Genomic DNA, 21,087 nt, shown 5'->3' on the forward strand with positions numbered 1-21,087 from the left:
TACAATAATTATTATATCATATACTAATTATTTTGACAAATAAACCTTATAAATCAAAACAACGAATCAAAAAGACTTAATTGATTCTCATCTGGTAGTTCATCCACCACATGATTTTGTGTCATAAATTCAATTAATGTTTTCGAGACTTTACCTCTTTTTGCTAAATCTTCTTTCGACAAAAATTCCTTTTCCTCACGTGCTGCCACAATCTGTTTTGCAACATTTGTTCCTAACCCAGGCATCGCATTGAAAGGTGCAATCAAGGTATTACCTTCAATGAGCCAATCAGAAACAGATGAACGCTTTAAATCAACCATCTTAAATTCAAATCCACGTTCAAGCATCTCATTAGCAATTTCCAATACCGTCAATAGATTTTTCTCTTTCGTTGAAGCATCCATACCCTTATCTGTAATCTCTTTCATTGCCATTTTAACTGCCTCTTTTCCACGAGACATTGCAATGAGATCAAAATCATCAGCACGCACACTAAAATATGCAGCGTAATATACAAGCGGAAAATATACTTTGAAATAAGCAATTCTGAGTGCCATCAATACATATGCCGCTGCGTGAGCTTTAGGGAACATATATTTAATTTTTAAGCATGCATTAATATACCATTCGGGAACCTTAGATTCTCGTAGCTCATTTTGCCAATCATCAGGAATCCCTTTACCCTTTCGAACACTTTCCATTATCTTGAAAGCTCGGTCTGCTTCTACTCCCATATGAATCAAATCCATCATAATATCATCACGACACCCAATTACTTCAGGCATCGTCACTGTACCATTTTTTATTAATTCTTCCGCATTACCAAGCCATACATCAGTTCCATGTGAAAGTCCTGATATTTTAAGTAACTCAGCAAATGTCTTAGGCTTTGTTTCTTCAAGCATTCCTCTAACAAATCTCGTACCGAATTCTGGTATCCCAAGTGTCCCAATATTTGAATCAATCTGTTCAGGAGTAACTCCAAGAATGTCCGTCCCTGAAAAAAGTTTCATGACTCCAGGATCATCAGTTGGTATTGATTGTGGATTAACCCCAGACAAATCTTGTAACATTCTAATCATTGTTGGATCATCATGTCCCAAAATATCAAGTTTCAAAATATTATCATGAATTGAGTGAAAATCAAAATGTGTTGTTTTCCATGTTGCTGATAAATCATCAGCCGGATATTGAATTGGCGTAAAGTCATAAATGTCCATATAATCAGGAACTACTAAGATTCCCGCAGGATGTTGGCCGGTTGTCCGCTTCACTCCAGTTGCACCTTTAGCCAAACGATCCACTTCTGCACCTCTAAAAGTTTGTTCAGTGTCACGTTCATAGGCTTTAACATATCCATAAGCTGTTTTATCAGCAACAGTTCCAATTGTCCCTGCCCGAAAAACATTATTTTCACCAAACAATACCTTCGTATAATTATGTGCAATTGATTGATAATCTCCAGAAAAATTCAAATCAATATCGGGAACTTTATTTCCATAAAAACCTAAGAAAGTTTCAAATGGAATGTCTTGACCATCTTTAATCAACCTTGTACCACATTTTGGACAATCCATTTCTGGTAGATCATATCCGGAACCATATTCACCTTTTTCATAGAACTTGCTCCATCTACAATCAGGACAACGATAATGTGGTGGCAATGGATTAACTTCTGTTATTCCAGTCATAGTGGCGGCAAAGCTAGATCCAACAGATCCACGTGATCCCACCAAGTATCCATCCTTGTTTGATTTAAATACAAGTTTTTGTGAAATCAAATAAATAACAGAAAATCCGTTCCCAATAATACTCTTTAATTCTTTATCTAAACGAGCCTGTACCACCTCTGGAAGCTCATCACCGTAAAGTTCATGCGCTTTATTCATCGCAAGATTACGAATTTCATCTTCTGCTCCATCCATTTTAGGAGTATAAAGTTTGTCCTTAACTGGCGAAATTTCATCAACTAAATCAACAACTTTTTGCGGATCGGTTACTACAACTTTTTGTACACGTTCTTCTCCCAAAAATCCTAAATCTTCTATCATCTCGTCGGTTGTCCTAAAATGCGCATCTGGAAACTTCTTTAGCCGATTTAGTGGATTAGCACCTGCTTGTGAATGAATCAAAATTTTACGATAAATTGCATCTTCCTTATTTAGAAAATGAACATCCCCTGTTGCAACGACTGGCATTTGCAAATCTTCACCAAGATCAACCATGTTTGCAATAATTGTTTCAAGATTATCATTATCCTTAATCATCTCTTGTTCCAGTAGTGGTTCATATAAAGGTTTTGGTTGAATTTCAAGATAATCATAAAAACGTGCTTTTTCTTTTGCCTCTTCATATCCCTTTTGCATCATTGCAATAAAAACTTCACCACTTGAACAAGCTGATCCAACAAGTAACCCTTCACGATACTTCACTAATTCTGAGCGAGGAATTCTTGGAACACGATGATAATATTTAATCATTGATAAAGATGCTAATTTAAAGAGATTTTTTAGTCCATCTTGTGTCTGCGCAATGATAGTTGCATGAAATGGAAAACCATGTTTATATGCATCGACCTCTCCTGCATGTTTATTAAAATCATCTTGAAATTCTACTTGAAATTGCTCTTTGGCTTCTTTTAACATTGCAAAATAAATGTATCCAGTAGCTTCAGCATCATAAATTGCTCTATGGTGATGTTCAAGTTCAACATTCAATAATTTAGCAATACGATTCAACCGAAAACTCTTTAGTTCTGGATATAACAAACGTGCTAATGGTAAAGTATCAATCCAAGGATTCTTAATGGTTGGCAAATCATGCCTTGTATAGCCAATATTCATAAAATCAACATCAAATGTTGCATTATGTCCCACAATAATGCTATCTCCACAAAATTCTTGAAATAGTTCAAAAACTTCTTTTTCAGACTTAGAACCCCGTACCATATCATCTGTAATTCCAGTCAAATTAATAGTAGTTGATGATAAGCGATGTCCGGGATCAATAAACATATCAAATTTTTTGAGCACAGTTCCTTGTCTCATCTTAACAGCTGCAAGTTCTATAACTTTATCAAAACTTGCAGATAACCCTGTTGTTTCAGTATCAAAAACCACATAAGTTGCGTCCTTCAAAGCAACATGTGCCTCATTATAGGCAATCGGAATCCCATCATCAACAACATTAGCTTCGACACCATACAAAATTTTAATTCCATTTTTTTTACCAGCCGCGTATGCCTCCGGAAAAGCTTGTAGCGTACTATGATCTGTTACTGCGATTGCTTTTTGTCCCCATTTTGCAGCTTGTTTAATGTAATCTGTAATGCTATTTGTTGCATCCATCATACTCATATTCGTATGGACATGTAATTCGGCACGTTTTTTCCCGTCTGGCGCGGTGTCTTTACGAACCTCATGCGGAATTTGATTAATGTCAAATGCATTAATTGCAAGATCACGCATAAAACTATCTTCTTGAACACTCCCTCTTATTCTGGCCCATTGTCCCTCCGCAATTGCATCAAAATAGGCTTCATCTTCATCATTTCGTGAAAATTTCTTAACAACAATAGAGGAACTATAGTCGGTTACTTTTAAAATTAATAATTTACGTGAAGAACGTAAAGTTCGAACTTCCTTATCAAAAATGTATCCTTGAATAACAATCGAGCGCTCTTCTTCAGTAATGTTAATCATTTGGGTAATTTCATTTTTGTCATCAATTTTCTTACCCATAACAACTAATCCCTCTATTTTAGGAAGAGGTTTATCCTGTTTTTGCTTATTTTGTTGCTGGATTACTTGAACTGCTTTTTGTGCAAGCTCTTCATCATCTTTAGCTTTTTGTGCCTTAAACTCAGCAATTTTCATTTGTGACTTTGATTCATCAATAATTGTATGAATTGCAAATTTAGGAAATCCTACGCGCCGATAAGTTTCTTCAATTGGGCCAAGTGCCTGATTCACAAGAAAATTTTTCAAAATTTCATTTTCAGCTTCTAGAATTACTCTTTGATCATCCAAATATGGGACTTTCCCAAAAGTCAATTCTTGGACAAAAGGTGAGTTTACGCCACAATGTTTGAGTACCCATCCCCAATATTCCCCAAGGTTCCTCTTATTTATTTTAGGTTCTTCTACAACAATTGAAATATTTACATGTGCAATATTTCTGAAGCTTTCTTCTAATCGTTGTGAGAACTCTTCAAATAGTTGAAATGGCCAAATATCAACTGTTTTGAACACAAAATCCCATCGTTGAGAAACATGGTGTAATTCAACCTTCTCAATTTGAGTATTTTCAAAAATTTCTTTATCACTACTACTTGAATTCCAGTTTAATTGTAAAAGTAACTTTTGAAATAATGCTTTTTTATCAATTCCCAAACTGAACTTCCTTTCTTTTCACAATTGTTCAAAGTGAACTAATTAAATTTTATCACTAAAATTATCTTAAAGTACAAATTTACGTTATCAATATATAACATCCAAATAGAAAAAAGGACTTGGTCAAAAAACTATGACTCAGTCCTTTATTTATATCAGCATACCTAGATTGAATTTTTATTTTCCAAAATCAATTAATAGCTTTTTACTTTTAACTAATCTACTTTTGCTTCTGATTCTTCTGAAAGCAAAATACTAATTGCATTTTGTAATTCCTCACGCTTAACTTCAACAGTTTCTCCATTACGGCGAAGCTTGACTTCAACAATGCCTTCTTCAGCCTTTTTCCCAACTGTTACACGAACAGGTAATCCCATTAAATCAGAATCTGCAAATTTGACCCCAGCACGTTCCTTACGATCATCGACTAAGACGCTATACCCAGCTTTTTCAAGGTCAGCTGTGATTTCATCTGCCAGATTTGCTTGTTCTTTATTTTTAGAGTTAATTGGAACAACGTGTATATCAAATGGTGCAATCGTTTGTGGCCAAATAATTCCATTTTCATCACTATTTTGTTCGATAATCGCGGATAAAAGACGTGAGACCCCAATTCCATAACACCCCATGATTACAGGTTGCTGGCGACCATTTTCATCAAGAACTTCAGCTTTTAAGTCTTTAGAGTAACGAGTCCCAAGCTTGAAAATATGCCCAATTTCAATTCCTCTTGTGAACTTCAACGTCCCTTGGCCATCAGGAGAAGTTTCCCCTTCATATACCATTCTTAAATCAACATAGTCATCTATTTCATAATCTCTTGGTGCATTGACATTAACAAAGTGATAACCATCTTCATTGGCTCCACATACCGCATTACGCATTTTTTCAACATCTACATCAGCAACAACCCTTAATGTCTTTAAGATCCCAACAGGACCCAGCGACCCAAAATTGGCTCCAAGAACTTTAACAGCTTCTTCTTCTGTTGCCATTCTAACTTCCTCTGCACCCAAGAAATTCTTTAATTTAATTTCATTTAGTTCATCTATACCTCTTAACAAAACAACTGTTGCTTTTTCATCAACGTATAATAAAAGTGTTTTTAAAACATTATCTGTGGTCGTATCCAAATAATCAGCGACTTCTTGAACTGTTTTAGCATTTGGTGTAGGTACCTTTTTTAAATCGTGTTCACTTTCATGTGAAGTTTTAGCGACCCTTAAATTTTTTGCCATCTCCAAATTTGCAGCATAATCACTTTCATCTGAGTATACGATTGTGTCTTCACCAATATCAGCAATTGCCATATACTCTTTTGAATCATTTCCCCCCATTGCACCAGCATCCCCAATGATTGAACGGAAATTCAAACCACATCGTTCAAATATTTTCTGATAAGCTGATTCCATTTGATTATAGACAGCATCTAAACTTTCTTGGGATGCGTGAAATGAATAACCATCAAACATTAAGAATTCACGTCCGCGTAAAAGTCCAAAGCGAGGACGATTTTCATCACGATACTTCATTTGAATCTGATATAAATTCAAAGGTAATTTCTTATATGATTTAATTGCATCTCTAATTATCGATGTAAATGTTTCTTCATGAGTTGGGCCTAAAATAAAATCGCGTTCATGCCTGTCTTTCAGCTTAAATAAGGCTGGACCATATGTTTCATATCTTCCAGACTCTTCCCACAGCTCTGCTGGAATTATGGCTGGAACTAACATTTCAGATGCATCAATCGCATCCATTTCTTCGCGAATAATTTGTTGGATTTTTGACAATACTCTGTGCGCTAATGGTAAATAGGCATACATTCCAGCAGTGATTTGTTTTACATATCCAGCCCGGAGCATCATTTGGTGACTCAGTGCCTCTGCGTCACTTGGTACCTCTTTAACAGTAGGTATCAAAATTTTTGATTGTTTCATTTTCAATCCCCTTTTTCGTCATTTTATCTAGGAGGTATTTTCAAAAGTTAAATTCCGACCTAGTCCAAATTCTCATTACATCTATAACTCATAAAATTTGTATGCAAATTGTACTAATATTACTATATTAAAATTCACACGGTTTTACTTAAAAAAATAGCGATTAATATCATTCCAAGTTACTAATACCATCAAAAGCATTAAAAATCCAAACCCAATTAATGTAATCATTCCTTCTTTTTCCGGCGAAAGTGGCTTCTTTCTAATTGCTTCGATTATATTTAAAATAATTTTCCCGCCATCCAATGCCGGAATTGGAAACAGATTGACAATTCCAAGATTAATTGAAAGAAACGCCAATAACCCAATAACACTCGTTAATCCATATTGAGCAGCTTCAGAAGTGTACGAATAAATTGCAACCGGTCCTCCCAAATCGTTTAAACTAAAGCCATGTGTAAACATTCCACCAATAGCTGAAAATAATGCTAACATTGTAGTCCATGTTTTAATAAAACCATATGTAGCAATTGCCCTAAACGATGAATCAACCTTCGTTTTTGCTTCAATACCAATCAAGCCCACTTTTTTACCATTTTGATTTTGTGATTTTGGAATCAAATCAACCGTCTTTTTTTCACTATTTCTTTCATAAGTCACACTAATTTTTTTGTTTGGTGAGGCATTAATAAATGATGCTAGCTTTTGCCAAGTAGATGTTTTTTTTCCATCAACTGCAATGATTTTATCACCTACTTTTAACCCGGCTTTTTTGGCTACAGAACTTGTTGAAAAAGCACCAATTTTTGTAGAAGAAACAGATGTAACTACCCCACCTTGAAGAACAGCCACCAAAGTAAAGGCAACAATTGTCAAAATAAAGTTATTGAGTGGGCCAGCAAAATTAGTTAACATTCGCTGCCATAATTTTGCTGATTGAAATTGAACATCCAGTGGAGCAATTCTTACTTTTGTCCCATCCTCTTCGATAATTGAAGCATCATGAAGAACTGAATATCGTTGATATTTATCTTCTTCACCATTTTCATAGCCCTCAATCCAAAGTTCTTGTTCAAGATCCCACTTTACGATTTCAACAGGGATTCCTGAAAGAAGTGTCTTTTTTTTACTTGTATTAATTGTTTCAACAACATTATCCTGGTTCAAAAGCAAACTGACAGTTGCACCAGGTTTCAATGATTCATCATCATCTTCTAATCCAGCCATCCTAACATATCCACCCAAAGGAAGAATTCGAATTGTATATGTTGTACCATTTTTTTGATGTGCAAAAATTTTAGGCCCCATACCGATTGAAAACTCGCGTACTAAAATACCTGCACGCTTTGCAAAATAGAAATGTCCAAATTCATGAACTACTACCAAAATTCCAAAGACAATGATAAATGTCACAATTGTAATTAGCATGTTAGCTTCCTCTCAAAATAAAGTCTTGTTTAAATCAGACCCATAAAATGTGCAACTGGTAATACAAATAGCAAAGAATCAAAACGATCCAAAATTCCACCATGCCCTGGCAAAATTTTGCCTGAATCTTTAACTCCATAAAAACGTTTTAAAGCTGATTCAACTAAATCTCCTATTTGTCCAACAACTGATAAAATTAAAGTTATTAAAAGCATCGACAAAAAACCAAAGTTTTGTGGATAAATTAATGTAAATCCGCCGGCAATTATCATTGCTATCACTACACCGCCAATAGAACCTTCCCATGTTTTATTTGGACTAATGTGTGGTGCAAGTTTATTTTTACCAATTTTACGTCCAACTATATATGCACCACTATCCGTAGACCAAACTATTAACAAAAGATAAAAAACTGTCGAAAGTCCAACATTGCGAGCTTCCATCAAGTAGTGAAATCCAACTGCTGAATAAATAGTACCTAAAATTAACATACTTGCATCGTCAAAAGAAAAACGGTTTTTTGAGATAACCGTATATGTTAACAACAGTAATACAAAGAAATAAAAAATTGTAAATTGTGTTGTATCACTTGGCAAAAAGATTAACCATTTTTGTGGAATAAGTATTGATAGTGCTGCAAGCATTGCAATACTTGCCTCGGGTGAGACCAATAATTTTTTTCGCATTATCAAAATTTCAGATAGTGCTATCAATCCTAATAAAATCGCTAAAATATCAAATGATACCCCACCTATCCTGACTAAAGGTACAAATATTATTAAAGCTATTACTGCCGTAATTACACGTTGTTTCATGTTTCTTTACCCTTTCTTTAAACCGCCAAAACGACGATCACGTTTTTGATATTCTATAATATTTTCAAACAGGTTTTCCGGGGTGTAATCCGGCCACAAGATATCACTAAAAACAAACTCACTATATGCAAGTTGCCACAGCAAAAAATTTGAAATTCTTTGTTCCCCACTTGTCCTAATTAATAAGTCAGGATTTGCCAATTCTTTTAAACTATTAGTCATCAAAGTATCGGAAATTACCTTTTCATTAATCTCATCAATTGATAATTCATTTTTTGAAACTTTTGTTGCAACCTTTTTCACTGTCGCAATCAATTCATCTCGCCCACCATAATTAATTGCAAAGTTTAAAATCATCCCTGTGCAATGCTTAGTTTGTGCAATTGCATGTTTAACAGCAGTAAGTGTCTCACTAGGGAGCGCGTCAAGTTCACCTATAGCATTAACTCGAATATTATTTTCAATAAGCTCTGGCACAAAGGTATCAAAAAAAGTTATTGGTAAACTCATTAAAAATTCAACTTCTTTTTTAGGTCGTTTCCAATTTTCAGTTGAAAATGTATATAAAGTTAAAACCTTAATACCAATATTATTCGCTGCTTTCGTTATTTCTTTAACAGTAGTCAGTGCCGTTTTGTGGCCTGCAATTCTAGGTAAATGCCTTTTTTGCGCCCAACGACCGTTGCCATCCATAATTATTGCAACATGTTGAGGAATTCGACTTTCATCTAATTCATTAGTTATTTCTTGTAAGGTACTGTTTCTAATAAATTTTGAGAACAAAAGTTCACCTCCAATAAAATTCAAAACTTATTCTAACAAAAAAGTAACAACGGAGCAAAAAGCATTGTCATTTTAGAAAATGATTAACAAAAAATTAATCATTGATACTAAACTCCTGACATGCCACTCCGTTGTATCTAAAAATCATTTTTTAACTAGACGTCAAGAATTTCCTTTTCTTTTTCACCTTGAATAGCCTCAACGCTCTTTACTGAAGCATCTGTAAGTTTTTGTGTTTCTTCTTCTAAATTATGCAAATCATCTTCAGTTAAATCGCCGTTTTTTTGTGCCTTTTTAAGTTCATCAATCGCATCACGGCGCACATTGCGCACTGCGACCTTTGCTTTTTCAGCTTCAGCTTTAACATCTTTCGCAATCTCTTTGCGACGTTCTTCAGTTAACTGTGGTATAACCAAGCGAATTGCTGATCCATCATTTGCTGGTGAAATTCCTAAATCTGATGCTAAAATCGCATGTTCAATGTCCTTAAGAGAAGACTTATCGTAAGGTGTAACTAATAAGACGCGTGCTTCTGGAACAGAAATTTGTGCTATTTGATTTAATGGTGTTGGTGTCCCATAATAAACAACCATAATCCTATTTAAAAGACTTGCATTTGCTCGTCCAGCACGTATGTTTCCTAGTTCTCGTTGCAATGATTCTTGAGCCTTTACCATTTTTTCTTGTGCATTTTTTAGAATCGGATCATTAATTTTCATAATTATTTTCCTTTCACTGTTGTTCCAATTATTTCACCTTTAACTACTCTTTGGATATTACCGCGCTCATTCATATTGAACACAACCAATGGGATATCATTATCCATAGACAATGATGAGGCCGTTGTATCCATAACTTGTAATCCTTTATTAATAATATCAAGATGTGTTAATTCTTCAAACTTAACAGCTGTTTGGTCTTTCAATGGATCAGCTGAATAAATCCCATCAACTCCATTTTTTGCCATTAAAATTACATCTGCATTAATTTCTGATGCACGTAAGGCTGCCGTAGTATCAGTTGAAAAATACGGAGAACCCGTCCCAGCAGCAAAGATAACTATTCTATTTTTTTCAAGATGGCGGATAGCCTTTCTACGAATATAAGGTTCTGCAATTTGACGCATCTCAATTGAGGTTTGAACACGTGTTGGAACGTCCAAAGATTCCAAGTTATCTTGCAGTGCCAAAGCATTCATCACTGTTCCTAACATACCAATGTAATCAGCCTGAGATCTCTCCATTCCCATCTGCGCACCAGCTTCTCCGCGCCACATATTGCCTCCGCCAACTACAATCGCGATTTGAACACCTAATGCATAAACTTCCTTAATTTCTTCAGCAACTTTTCTAATCTCTAGAGGATTGATTCCAACTTTTTGATCTCCCGCAAGGGCTTCCCCACTCAATTTTAATATTACACGCTTATATTTTACATCTGTCATGATGGTCCTCCTATAGTTATCTTTTGTGTCTCAAAACATGAATACACTCACTTTTCATTTTAGCATACTTAATCAACATTGAATATCTCAAAAAAAACTTTCTATGGAAAACTTTTTAGAAGTATGAATATTGCAATCACCTTGCTTTCGAAAATACAATATTTTTTTAATGATAAACTGTGAAGTGACGTGTGAGTTGTTTATATTGTAGAATATGTTCAAATAAAAAGGACCAAATCAAAATTCAATTTTGATTTGGTCCTTTAATAATATCTAAATATTATCTGTTTGTATTGTTTTAGTCTTTAACTTGGTTCATAACTTCTTCAACAAAGTTATCTTCTTTTTTCTCAATTCCCTCGCCAACTTCATAGCGAGTAAATGAAACAACTTTGCCACCTTTAGAAGATACATACTTGGCAACAGTTTGATCTGGATCTTTAACAAATTCTTGATCTGTTAAACTGATTTCTGCCAAAAATTTATTTAAGCGTCCTTCAACCATTTTTTCAACAATCTTTTCAGGCTTACCTTCATTAAGAGCTTCTTGCGTAAGAACTTCTTTTTCATGTGCAAGTTCTTCAGCTGGAACTTCAGTTCGATCAACATACTTAGGATTAATTGCAGCAACATGCATTGCAACATCTTTAGCAGTGTCTTCATCAGCACCCTCAACAAGCACTAATGATGCAATTTTCCCACCCATGTGAAGATAAGATCCAAAGTTTTGTGTTTCTGTTTTCTCAACTAGTGTAAAACGACGTAACGTAATTTTTTCACCAATAACCTGAGTTGCTTCAATAATTTCGTCGTTAATAGTGCCTTTGTCTGTAGTGATTTTCAAAGCAGCTTCAACATCAGCTGGTTTTGCTTCAGCAATCTTAGTCGCAACGTTTTTAACTAATTCTTTGAATTGTGCATTTTGTGCAACAAAATCAGTTTCAGCATTAACTTCAACAACTGCAGCAACATTGCCAGCTACTTCAACGTCAGCCAATCCTTCAGCTGCTACTCGGTCACTCTTCTTGGCTGCCTTTGCAATTCCTTTTTCGCGAAGAAAATCAATTGCCTTTTGCATATCACCATCAACAGCAACTAAGGCCTTTTTAGCCTCCATCATACCCACGCCTATTTTATCACGTAATTCTTTAACTTGAGAAGCAGAAATTTTTGCCATCACTATGGCCTCCTTGTTTTAAATTATAAAAAAGCTGTCCCAAACCTTAAGGCCATTAATGTGCCCAAATTTGGAAACAGCCTAAGATCTAATTATTCAGCATCTTTGGTATTATTTTTACCTTCAACAGCTTCAACAATATCTTCGATTGAATCTACTGCATCTGCATCTGTATCTGCATTTTCAAATGTTTCTTCAACGTTAAGATCATCTTCACCTTGGTTAGCTTCAATAATAGCATCAGCCATCTTAGCAGTGATTAAACGAACTGCACGAATAGCATCATCATTTGAAGGAATCTTAACATCAATTTCATCTGGATCAGCATTTGTATCAACCATCGCAATGATAGGAATATTAAGCTTACGAGCTTCCTTTACAGCAATTCTTTCTTTACGAGGATCAACAATAAACAATGCATCTGGAATACGAGGCATATCTTCGATTCCACCTAAGAATTTTTCAAGACGTTCTTGTTGCTTCATCAATAAAGCAACTTCCTTCTTAGGAAGAACATCAAAAGTACCATCTTCTGCCATTGCTTTGATTTCTTTAAGACGCTTGATACGTTTTTGAATTGTATCCCAGTTTGTTAAAGTTCCACCTAACCAACGATGGTTTACAAAGTATTGACCAGCGCGCTTTGCTTCTTCTTCAACTGCATCTTGTGCTTGTTTTTTTGTACCAACAAAAAGAATAACACCATTATCTTCTGCTGATTTCTTCATGAAGTTATATGCATCATCAATTAATTTAACTGTTTTTTGTAAATCAATGATGTAGATACCATTACGTTCTGTAAAGATATACTTCTTCATCTTAGGGTTCCAACGACGTGTTTGATGTCCAAAATGAACACCAGCTTCAAGCAATTGTTTCATGCTAATTACTGCCATAATATAAAATACCTCCGATATTGTTTTTGTTTTCCTCCTCCGTATTCAACTGCATTCAGACTCAATAAGAGCACCTTGAAAACTATCGTACGAAGTGTGAATTGGTGCTTAACCATAAAGCACCTGAAATAGTATAACTTAATTTAGTTTAAAACGCAAGAATAATATTCTATTTTACCACTGTACTTGCAGTCCCATCTTTGCAGACATCTTTTGCGCTATTCAAAGCTATTAAGACCATATTTTCAACCGCTGTTTCCGTATAAAAAGCAACATGTGGAGTCACAAGCACATTATCAAGAGCCAACAATTCCTTGAAAGTAGCATCTTTGATCTCTTGGTTACTTAAATCATGATTAAATATATCACTTTCATTTTCGTAAGTATCTAGCGCTGCACCTGCTAATTTTCCAGATTTCAATGCTTCAATCAAGGCTTTTGTATCAATCAATGCTCCACGAGCAGTATTGATTATATACGATCCATCCTTCATCTTATTAAGATTTTCAGTATTTACTAAATGCTGATCAGCTGGTGTCGCTGGCATATGTAGTGTGATCACGTCAGCATTAGAAAAAAGTTCATCATAGCTATCAACGTATATTCCTAGTTTTTTCAATTCAGGATTAGGATATAAATCATATGCAATAACTTTTGCACCAAAGCCACGATAAATATCAATTGCAGCACGTCCGATTCTACCTGTTCCGACAACTCCAACTGTCAATGAACGCAATTCTTTTCCAACGTATGGAGCCCAACGAAAATCTTGTTTCGCAACTTTATTTCTAAAAATCGTAGTATTGCGAAGAAGTTGCATTAATTGAGTTACTGAAAATTCAGCGATTGCATTTGGTGAGTAAGCAGGAACATTTGTTACAACAATTCCATTTTTCTTTGCTGCTTCTAAATTAATATTGTCAACACCTACATTACGAATTGAAAAGACTTTAACTCCGTATTCTTTGAACTTAGCAAACATTTCATCAGGATAAACCCCTGTTTGAAGTGCTAAAACGCCATCGAAACCCTTTGTCTTATCAACGGTGCTCATATCCAACATATCTGGTAGCCGTAAAACTTCGTTACCAGTCTCATCTACCCATTGGGCAAAATATTTTTCTTCATCTTCACGTACATTAAAAGCTATAAATTTCATCATGAACCTCCAAATTAAATATCTCTATTTCTACGGTGGGACATCGAAAATTAGATGTAAGTAAGATTCCTAAATCCTTGTCCTTTAAATATTGTAGCACGAAAACTATCTTACGCGCGCTTAATTAGCAATGTCTTTTCATTTCTTAAGTTTTTTAACTTCAACTCCATTTTCTTCAAGGAATTGCAATTTTTGTTTTCTTGCTTGGTGCTTAAATGCATATTCAGCTTTCAATGCATCAGACTTATTATCAAATGTTTCATAATATATTAGTTCAAGCGGTCTGCGTCTTTTTAGACGTGTATACTTTGCCCCTTTACCAGCATTATGAACGGCTAAACGATGATTAACATCATTCGTAAAGCCCCCATAGAGAGTATTGTCAGCACATAGTAATATATAAAAAAAATATTGCTTATTCTTTATTTCCATACAAAATCTCCTTTAATAAAGGTGTGTATTCATTTTCTTTTTCATACACAACAATTGCAGGTAAAAATCGTACACCATTGGGACGTCCATCTTTAATTGCTTCAATCAAAATCATATTAGCTTCTTTTTCTTTTTTGGGATGAACTAATTGTACTTTTTTGGGAGCAAGTCGATGATTACGCATTAATTCAAAAATTTCAGCTGCTCTTTCTGGTCGATGCACAAAATATGCTTTCCCATTCATTTTTAGCAAATCACTTGTAACCTCAATAATCCGTTCTAAATTCACAGATATTTCATGACGCGCAATTGCCAAATATTCATTATCATTTTTTTTACTAGTTGGTAAGTCAGAAAAATAAGGAGGATTACAAGTTACGATATCTACTGAATCTTTTTTTATATAGTTAGTTGCTTTATTTAAGTCAATGTTTAACATCTTAACTCGGCTCTCTAAATTATTTAGTACAATACTTCTTTGAGCCATGTCAGCCAAGCGTTCTTGAATTTCAATCTCAATAATTTGGCCTGAAATTTTTTTAGTTAGAAACAGTCCAACTGCGCCATTTCCTGCACATAAATCCACTAAAAGTCCATTTTTTTTTCGTAATATTCCCGTAAAGTATGCCAACAATACAGCATCTAAAGAAAAAGAAAAAACTTCAGCACTTTGAATAATTTGAACTTCATTTGAATATAGCCTATCAATTCTTTCGTTTTTATATAACTCCAATTAATAATCACCTTCATTTTTAAACTTGCAAGTCAGCAAAAAATTATGCATACTTATCTTTGAAATCTCTTACAGAAAGGAATGTCTTGTGATGTTCTATTCATTTATTCGCATTGTAGCACGGATTATTGTATTCCTAATTAATGGTAACGCACACTATCTTAATAAAGAAAAGCTTCCAAGTGGTAATTATATACTTGTTGGCCCACATCGAGCTTGGTTTGATATGATTTATTTTGCTTTAGGTGCAGCGCCAAAAAAATTCTCTTTTATGGCAAAAGAAGAATTATTTAAAAATCCAATTCTCCGCTATATACTTGTACACGCCAATGCTTTTCCTGTTGATCGTAAAAATCCAGGACCATCGGTTATCAAAACACCCGTTAATTGGTTAAAAAAGCGTGACATTTCACTGATTATGTTTCCTTCTGGAACAAGACACTCACAAAACTTAAAAGGTGGCGTTTTGTTAATTGCCCGCCTTGCCAATGTGCCAATTGTTCCTACAGTTTATCAAGGGCCTACCACATTAAAAGGTCTTTTGAAAAGACAAAAGGTCACTATTGCTTTTGGCGACCCAATTGAGCTTAATTCTCGCAAAAAATTAACTGAAGATGAGCAACAAGTAATTCTTGAAAAAATGACAAACTCATTCAAAAAAATAGATGCCCAAATTAATCCAGACTATGTCTATATTGATGAAAGCAAGATTAACTAACTGATGTACTTCTTTTTTTAAATTGTAGTTACTCTATACAAAAAAGACTAGGCCAAATTTTATATTGTCCTAGTCTTTTTATATCATCCTAGCCCTAATTTGCCTCTAGCTTTATTTCTTAGTATTTTGAGACTTCATTGCATTCATCATTTGATGAAGCTTTTTTTCAGACGGCTTTTGCCCCATCTGAAGCATCATAGTCTTCAACATTGTTTCGTTGATTGGTGGGTTTTTCTTTAAATAACTCTCCATGTATTTACGAGCAGCAAAGAATCCACCAACAAATCCTAGGACAAGCGCCAAAATAACAATTAATATCCAAATTGGAGTTGACATCATGAATTTCTCCTTTCATGTCGTTTCAAATAACAATTCTACACAATTATTAAGTAAAAATAAAGCGCAAAATTAGTTAATCATCACGTAGTCCTTTTTTTCTTTGAATTTTCTTAACTTTTTCAGGAGTTATCTCTTTTCCTTCCTTGTTAAAAACTTGAAGCATCTCAACATTACTGCGAAAGGTCTGGCGAAAAGCTGCTAAATAATCTTCTCTCAAATTTTTTTGTTCAATCAATTCTTCTTTTGTCAAACCTGTACTTTTTTTCTTCTTGGAAAGCTCATTAATTCGGTCAATGAGTTCCTGTGGTATTTTTCCTGCCATTTTATTACCTCACTAGTATTTAAAATTATGAATAAAATCATCATACATTAGGGTCTGCCGATTTTCAAATAGTAAACACGAACGCTTGTTTGTAATGATGAATTATTTGTGCTAAGATTAGTGTATTAATATCGTAATTGAGGTGTCGTTAATGACAAAAATTTCTGAAAAAAGACAAATGGCTGTTCTTCGTTTCATATATGAACGTGTTACTGAAAAAGGTTATCCACCAACAGTTCGTGAAATCTGCCAAGCAGTCGATTTATCCTCAACATCTACTGTCCATGGACACTTAGCACGTCTTGAAAAAAAAGGTTATCTTCAAAAAGACCCAACGAAGCCACGTGCAATTGAGTTAACATCAATTGGGTTAGAAGCTTTAGGAATTGAAGAACACGCAGATTCTATCCCAGTGCTTGGAACTGTTACTGCTGGAGTGCCAATACTTGCGGTTGAAGAAACCTCTGAGTACTTCCCACTTCCTCCTAACTTTAATTCTTCTGAAAATCTTTTCATTTTGACTATTCGTGGCGAAAGTATGATCAATGCTGGTATTTTAAACGGTGATCAAGTTATTATTCGCAAACAAAATAGTGCAGAAAATGGGGAAATTGTTATTGCGATGAATAATGATGATGAAGCAACATGTAAAAGATTTTTCAAAGAAAGTAACTATTATCGCTTACAACCTGAGAATGATTCCATGGATCCTATCATTCTTGATTCTGTGACAATTTTAGGAAAAGTTGTTGGTTTGTATCGTAATTTTATTTTATAAAAAAGAGTGTGAATTTAACCGGAAATTTTAAAGGATTAAGGTTTACTAAAAAAAGAAGCTAACTCAAATATAACATTTGAGCTATGGTTTCTTTTTTTATATACACATACCGACCCTCCCTTTATATTGAAAAAAATGAATTAAATAGCTATAATGATTCAAGGTTAATAACGGTACATCTTCATATCATTAAAAATATGATTGTTTTATCGTAAGAGAGCTTTTTTTACAAAAATATTATTACGGAGATTATTATGTCAACTTCACCATTAATAAGCGTTATCGTTCCAGTTTATAATGTCGCTCCTTATTTACATCGCTGTATAGATTCACTAATTAACCAGACCTATCAAAATATTGAATTAATTTTTATTGATGATGGTTCTACTGATGATTCAGCCAAGATTTTAGCTGATTACAAACAAAGAGATTCAAGAATTACGGTATTCCATCAAGAAAATGGTGGTTTATCAAACGCTAGAAATGCAGGTATAGTTTGTTCTAAAGGCGCTTTTATTACCTTTGTTGATTCCGATGACTATGTATCGTCAGACTACATTTCTTACTTATTGGGACTTCTTAAGAAAAATAATTTCAAATCAAAATTAGCTATTTGTTCATTAATGAATGTTTTTACAAAAACAAATACCGAAAAGGACAATGGTAATGGTCAAGAAATAGTTCTTACAGGAAAAGAATGTATTGAAAAAATGTGCTACCAAGATTTGGTTGACACTTGTGCTTATGCTAAATTAGGTGCTAGAGAATTATATGATACGGTAAAATTCCCTGATGGTATGATTTTTGAAGACATCGCAACAACCTATCAACTATTTGATTTGTGTGATACAGTTTGTTGCGGATTTTTAGCAAAGTATTTTTACGTTATTCGTGATGGATCTATTGTCACCTCAGGTTTTAATAACAAAAAACTTGAACTACTACCCATGACAGATAAAATGGCTGCTTATGTGAATTCAAAATATCCTGATCTCTCAGAGGCGACTCTTCGCCGCCAAGTATATGCTCGTTTTAGTACGTTAAATCAAATTTTAGCCGATTCACAAGCACATGTGCCTCAAGAAAAAAAAGAAATTATGGGCTTTTTAAAATCCCATAAAAAAGATATTCTAAAAAATCCTAAAACACCCCGAAGAGATAGAATTGCCTTTTTCTTCCTAGGTTTTGGTGTATTTGTTTATAAGTACGCCTGGAAATTTTATGAGATTCTAAAGTCCAACCAAATATTACTTAAGGAAAAATAACAATGAAAATTTCAATTGTAATGTCGACATATAATGGCGAAAAATTTATTACTGAACAATTAGACTCTTTACGAAATCAAACTCTTGCTGCTAATGAGGTACTTATTATAGATGACTGCTCGACTGATAAAACTGTTGATATAATTAAAAAATATATAAACAAGTATCAGTTAACTGCTTGGAATATTGATGTTAATCAAAAAAACTTAGGTTGGCGCCAAAACTTTATGAATGGTATTTGGAGAAGTTCTGGTGAGCTCGTTTTTACATGCGATCAAGATGACATTTGGCGTAAAGATAAATTAGCTATCATGAATAAAATAATGGAGGAGAATCCGAAAATAACTCTGTTAACCTCTAATTATCAAGAATTTTATGAAGATGAGCATACCGTTTCTGGACCATGGGAAAATGATAAAAAACTACATAAAATTTCTTTACCAAATAACTACTTATTAGTAAAAAGCCCTGGCTGTACACATTGTATAAGAAGAAGTTTAGTGGACTTAAGCAAAAAATACTGGCAGCCAGCGTATCCCCATGATGCTTTATTTTGGCGTTTAGCTATTTTTTCAGATGGTTTGTACACTTACACGGATACTCTTATTAATTGGCGAAAGCATACTTCAAGCGCATTCGCTAAAGAAGGACGTAATTTAAAAACAATTGGTGAAAAAAAGAAATGGATTAAAACAGCCCAAGCATTCCAAAAAACATTAGAAAATTTTCTGACTAATGACGTAAACTCAAATACATTACACCAACTTTCAGTACTTAAGCGAAACGCAAAATGGCTAAATATTCGGTATAATTTTTATGACAGTAAGAATATTTTTACGGGTATTAGGTTAGGGTTTTATTGGGACTGCTGCCCACGTTATAGGCAATACTTAGGCGATTGGTATTTAATTTTCATAAAAAGAAAATAATAATTTGGATTTTCCAAAATTAGCTCCTAAGCTATAACCAAATAATGATTGAGATATCTATATAGATATCTCAATCATTATTTGGTTAATTTTTATGCTTTGATTTATTGTTTATATAGTTTACGACTCAAAAACCATAACTTTATAAATCTCGTTCCATTCGAATATCAACTGGAATAAACCCTACCTTTTGATAAACATGCAGTGCCCTTTGATTGTGTCCAAAAACATGCAGACCGATTTTCTCAAATCCCAATTTTCTTGCCTTGATCATTATTAACCCCATTGCTTCTGTTCCTAAACCCTGATTTTGAAATTCTGGCTTTATTAAAATATCATAAATAAACACTTTTTTTTCGTTTGATTCTTTTGCAAACCAAACGTGACCAATTTCATGATCATTATTTTTGAATAAATAAAAATAATGATCTGGCGTTTTTAATCCTTGAGGAATTAGAACTTCAAATTCCCTCTTTGCATTAATCAACGCTTCTTTTTCATCCCAAGTACCAGCTTTTATTTTTTCAGAAGCATACTCTACAATACTATTTTTTTCAAATTGAACATAATACTTTGCTGTCATATCAACAAGTTCCATAAAATTCCCTCCGATAATGTAAAATTTTGCTAACTAAATCGTAAAATTAACTTGCCAAGAACGTGTTTCATATCATGAAAATTTCTTAGGTTGGTTACATTGAAAGTTGCAATTTTTGCAATCTCTACATGAATATTTCCTCTTGCGATTTCTTTCATAGCCACCTCTAATTTTGGGCCATTCGACTTCATAAAAAACATTGTCACTCTGTCATCACTAATTTGATTTACTGTTGAAATTAACTTGCCATTTTCTTTTAAAATTTTTAGTGATTTCGTTGTTGTCTCTTCTCCTACTAAATCCACAATTTTGTCAACTAATGGAATTTTTTCCGTGAAGTCATCCTTTTTATAATTAATAACTTCCACTTTCGAATCAAATTTAGCAAGATATTTAATTCCTCTTTCACTTGCAGTTCCGTAAATTTTGTTTACTCCAGCCATTCTAGCAAATTGAAGTACTGCCAATCCTACATTACCAGCTATTCCATGAATCAATAGACTGTCATTTTTGTCCAAATATAATGCATCTGTAACTAGCTGATAAGCAGTCTGAATACCTAATGCTGCCGCAGCTGCTTGCTCAAAACTAACATTAGTTGGAATTTTGGCACACTGGGATTGCCCAACTGCCACATATTGTGCATAAGCATGTAAATGTGGACTTGCTGCAACTTTTTGACCTACTTCAAAATCAGTAACTTCATCCCCAATTGCGACTACTTCCCCTGAAACACTCGAGCCATCAATAATCGGAGGAACTAAACTTCTCCCCATGAATCCAGCGCGAAATTTAACATCATACGGATCAATTGCAACAGCCATTTGTTTAATCAAAACTTGCTTGGGCTTAAGAACTGGCATCCTCACCTCAACTTCCTCGAATACATCTGTACTCCCATAATCATTCATTAAAATTGCATACAATTTAGACACCTTCC

Annotated in this window: 20 protein-coding genes; 4 read left to right on the forward strand and 16 right to left on the reverse strand. The window is 34.1% G+C overall.

Translation table 11 applies throughout. The features are described from left to right. Nucleotides 1–53 precede the first annotated feature (53 nt). The 12 genes from FC80_RS06245 to FC80_RS06300 form a co-directional block, all read right to left on the reverse strand. On the reverse strand, nucleotides 54–4,391 hold the full coding sequence (locus FC80_RS06245; protein WP_057829266.1) for a PolC-type DNA polymerase III: 4,338 nt from the start codon (nucleotides 4,389–4,391) through the stop codon (nucleotides 54–56). A 215-nt stretch (nucleotides 4,392–4,606) separates the two neighbouring features. Further along, complete coding sequence (locus FC80_RS06250) at nucleotides 4,607–6,331, reverse strand: proline--tRNA ligase (RefSeq protein ID WP_057829267.1); 1,725 nt, start codon at nucleotides 6,329–6,331, stop codon at nucleotides 4,607–4,609. 144 nt (nucleotides 6,332–6,475) lie between these two features. Continuing rightward, the gene (gene rseP / locus FC80_RS06255; protein ID WP_057829268.1) at nucleotides 6,476–7,759 is read right to left on the reverse strand and encodes an RIP metalloprotease RseP; all 1,284 of its coding nucleotides are present in this window, start codon (nucleotides 7,757–7,759) and stop codon (nucleotides 6,476–6,478) included. Nucleotides 7,760–7,788: 29 nt separating this feature from the next. Next, the gene (locus tag FC80_RS06260; protein WP_057829269.1) at nucleotides 7,789–8,574 is read right to left on the reverse strand and encodes a phosphatidate cytidylyltransferase; all 786 of its coding nucleotides are present in this window, start codon (nucleotides 8,572–8,574) and stop codon (nucleotides 7,789–7,791) included. 6 nt (nucleotides 8,575–8,580) lie between these two features. Next, nucleotides 8,581–9,357 carry an isoprenyl transferase gene (locus FC80_RS06265; protein ID WP_057829270.1) on the reverse strand — a complete coding sequence of 259 codons (777 nt, stop codon included), beginning with the start codon at nucleotides 9,355–9,357 and terminating at the stop codon, nucleotides 8,581–8,583. 155 nt (nucleotides 9,358–9,512) lie between these two features. Further along, nucleotides 9,513–10,076: a ribosome recycling factor gene (frr, locus tag FC80_RS06270; RefSeq protein WP_057829271.1), complete on the reverse strand. Its 564-nt coding sequence runs from the start codon at nucleotides 10,074–10,076 to the stop codon at nucleotides 9,513–9,515. Between the two features lie 2 nt (nucleotides 10,077–10,078). Then, nucleotides 10,079–10,801 (reverse strand): UMP kinase, encoded by a 723-nt coding sequence (gene pyrH, locus FC80_RS06275; protein ID WP_057829272.1) that lies wholly within the window; start codon nucleotides 10,799–10,801, stop codon nucleotides 10,079–10,081. A 298-nt stretch (nucleotides 10,802–11,099) separates the two neighbouring features. After that, on the reverse strand, nucleotides 11,100–11,978 hold the full coding sequence (gene tsf, locus FC80_RS06280) for a translation elongation factor Ts (protein WP_057829273.1): 879 nt from the start codon (nucleotides 11,976–11,978) through the stop codon (nucleotides 11,100–11,102). A 92-nt stretch (nucleotides 11,979–12,070) separates the two neighbouring features. After that, a complete protein-coding gene (gene rpsB / locus FC80_RS06285) occupies nucleotides 12,071–12,874 on the reverse strand; it encodes a 30S ribosomal protein S2 (protein ID WP_057829274.1) in 804 nt (267 codons plus the stop codon). Between the two features lie 169 nt (nucleotides 12,875–13,043). After that, nucleotides 13,044–14,033: a D-2-hydroxyacid dehydrogenase gene (locus tag FC80_RS06290; protein ID WP_057829275.1), complete on the reverse strand. Its 990-nt coding sequence runs from the start codon at nucleotides 14,031–14,033 to the stop codon at nucleotides 13,044–13,046. A gap of 138 nt (nucleotides 14,034–14,171) precedes the next feature. Beyond that, complete coding sequence (locus tag FC80_RS06295; protein WP_057829276.1) at nucleotides 14,172–14,465, reverse strand: GIY-YIG nuclease family protein; 294 nt, start codon at nucleotides 14,463–14,465, stop codon at nucleotides 14,172–14,174. Then, on the reverse strand, nucleotides 14,449–15,198 hold the full coding sequence (locus FC80_RS06300) for a tRNA1(Val) (adenine(37)-N6)-methyltransferase (RefSeq protein WP_057829277.1): 750 nt from the start codon (nucleotides 15,196–15,198) through the stop codon (nucleotides 14,449–14,451). Before FC80_RS06300 ends, FC80_RS06295 begins: the two co-directional genes overlap by 17 nt. A 91-nt stretch (nucleotides 15,199–15,289) precedes the next feature. Between FC80_RS06300 and FC80_RS06305 the strand changes: the two genes are divergently transcribed. Then, complete coding sequence (locus tag FC80_RS06305; RefSeq protein WP_057829278.1) at nucleotides 15,290–15,916, forward strand: lysophospholipid acyltransferase family protein; 627 nt, start codon at nucleotides 15,290–15,292, stop codon at nucleotides 15,914–15,916. Between the two features lie 111 nt (nucleotides 15,917–16,027). Here FC80_RS06305 and FC80_RS06310 read toward each other — a convergent pair whose 3' ends face one another. Further along, a complete protein-coding gene (locus tag FC80_RS06310) occupies nucleotides 16,028–16,252 on the reverse strand; it encodes a YneF family protein (RefSeq protein WP_057829279.1) in 225 nt (74 codons plus the stop codon). A 76-nt stretch (nucleotides 16,253–16,328) separates the two neighbouring features. Further along, the gene (locus tag FC80_RS06315; RefSeq protein WP_057829280.1) at nucleotides 16,329–16,577 is read right to left on the reverse strand and encodes a DUF896 domain-containing protein; all 249 of its coding nucleotides are present in this window, start codon (nucleotides 16,575–16,577) and stop codon (nucleotides 16,329–16,331) included. Between the two features lie 151 nt (nucleotides 16,578–16,728). Here FC80_RS06315 and lexA point away from each other — a divergent pair, with 151 nt between their 5' ends. The 3 genes from lexA to FC80_RS06330 all read left to right on the forward strand — a co-directional run bounded on the left by lexA (nucleotide 16,729) and on the right by FC80_RS06330 (nucleotide 19,549). After that, nucleotides 16,729–17,355, forward strand: a complete 627-nt coding sequence (gene lexA / locus FC80_RS06320; RefSeq protein WP_057829281.1) for a transcriptional repressor LexA — start codon at nucleotides 16,729–16,731, stop codon at nucleotides 17,353–17,355. 254 nt (nucleotides 17,356–17,609) lie between these two features. Beyond that, on the forward strand, nucleotides 17,610–18,620 hold the full coding sequence (locus FC80_RS06325) for a glycosyltransferase family 2 protein (RefSeq protein WP_057829282.1): 1,011 nt from the start codon (nucleotides 17,610–17,612) through the stop codon (nucleotides 18,618–18,620). A 2-nt stretch (nucleotides 18,621–18,622) separates the two neighbouring features. Then, nucleotides 18,623–19,549 (forward strand): glycosyltransferase, encoded by a 927-nt coding sequence (locus FC80_RS06330; RefSeq protein ID WP_057829283.1) that lies wholly within the window; start codon nucleotides 18,623–18,625, stop codon nucleotides 19,547–19,549. Between the two features lie 142 nt (nucleotides 19,550–19,691). Here the strand turns inward: FC80_RS06330 and FC80_RS06335 are convergent, their stop codons facing one another. Together FC80_RS06335 and FC80_RS06340 are read right to left on the reverse strand one after the other, a co-directional pair. Next, complete coding sequence (locus FC80_RS06335) at nucleotides 19,692–20,147, reverse strand: GNAT family N-acetyltransferase (RefSeq protein WP_057829284.1); 456 nt, start codon at nucleotides 20,145–20,147, stop codon at nucleotides 19,692–19,694. 29 nt (nucleotides 20,148–20,176) lie between these two features. Next, nucleotides 20,177–21,082, reverse strand: a complete 906-nt coding sequence (locus FC80_RS06340) for an NADP-dependent oxidoreductase (protein ID WP_235807244.1) — start codon at nucleotides 21,080–21,082, stop codon at nucleotides 20,177–20,179. Nucleotides 21,083–21,087 lie beyond the last annotated feature (5 nt).

It is taken from the genome of Liquorilactobacillus cacaonum DSM 21116 (assembly GCF_001436735.1).
Lineage (GTDB): Bacteria > Bacillota > Bacilli > Lactobacillales > Lactobacillaceae > Liquorilactobacillus > Liquorilactobacillus cacaonum.

Excerpts from the sequence above, each read along its gene's own strand:
- FC80_RS06250 (WP_057829267.1), bottom strand. The coding sequence starts at position 6,331 with ATGAAACAATCAAAAATTTTGATACCTACTGTTAAAGAGGTACCAAGT.
- rseP (WP_057829268.1), bottom strand. The coding sequence starts at position 7,759 with ATGCTAATTACAATTGTGACATTTATCATTGTCTTTGGAATTTTGGTA.
- FC80_RS06260 (WP_057829269.1), bottom strand. The coding sequence starts at position 8,574 with ATGAAACAACGTGTAATTACGGCAGTAATAGCTTTAATAATATTTGTA.
- frr (WP_057829271.1), bottom strand. The coding sequence starts at position 10,076 with ATGAAAATTAATGATCCGATTCTAAAAAATGCACAAGAAAAAATGGTA.
- pyrH (WP_057829272.1), bottom strand. The coding sequence starts at position 10,801 with ATGACAGATGTAAAATATAAGCGTGTAATATTAAAATTGAGTGGGGAA.
- tsf (WP_057829273.1), bottom strand. The coding sequence starts at position 11,978 with ATGGCAAAAATTTCTGCTTCTCAAGTTAAAGAATTACGTGATAAAATA.
- rpsB (WP_057829274.1), bottom strand. The coding sequence starts at position 12,874 with ATGGCAGTAATTAGCATGAAACAATTGCTTGAAGCTGGTGTTCATTTT.
- FC80_RS06290 (WP_057829275.1), bottom strand. The coding sequence starts at position 14,033 with ATGAAATTTATAGCTTTTAATGTACGTGAAGATGAAGAAAAATATTTT.
- FC80_RS06295 (WP_057829276.1), bottom strand. The coding sequence starts at position 14,465 with ATGGAAATAAAGAATAAGCAATATTTTTTTTATATATTACTATGTGCT.
- FC80_RS06305 (WP_057829278.1), top strand. The coding sequence starts at position 15,290 with ATGTTCTATTCATTTATTCGCATTGTAGCACGGATTATTGTATTCCTA.
- FC80_RS06310 (WP_057829279.1), bottom strand. The coding sequence starts at position 16,252 with ATGTCAACTCCAATTTGGATATTAATTGTTATTTTGGCGCTTGTCCTA.
- FC80_RS06315 (WP_057829280.1), bottom strand. The coding sequence starts at position 16,577 with ATGGCAGGAAAAATACCACAGGAACTCATTGACCGAATTAATGAGCTT.
- lexA (WP_057829281.1), top strand. The coding sequence starts at position 16,729 with ATGACAAAAATTTCTGAAAAAAGACAAATGGCTGTTCTTCGTTTCATA.
- FC80_RS06325 (WP_057829282.1), top strand. The coding sequence starts at position 17,610 with ATGTCAACTTCACCATTAATAAGCGTTATCGTTCCAGTTTATAATGTC.
- FC80_RS06330 (WP_057829283.1), top strand. The coding sequence starts at position 18,623 with ATGAAAATTTCAATTGTAATGTCGACATATAATGGCGAAAAATTTATT.
- FC80_RS06335 (WP_057829284.1), bottom strand. The coding sequence starts at position 20,147 with ATGGAACTTGTTGATATGACAGCAAAGTATTATGTTCAATTTGAAAAA.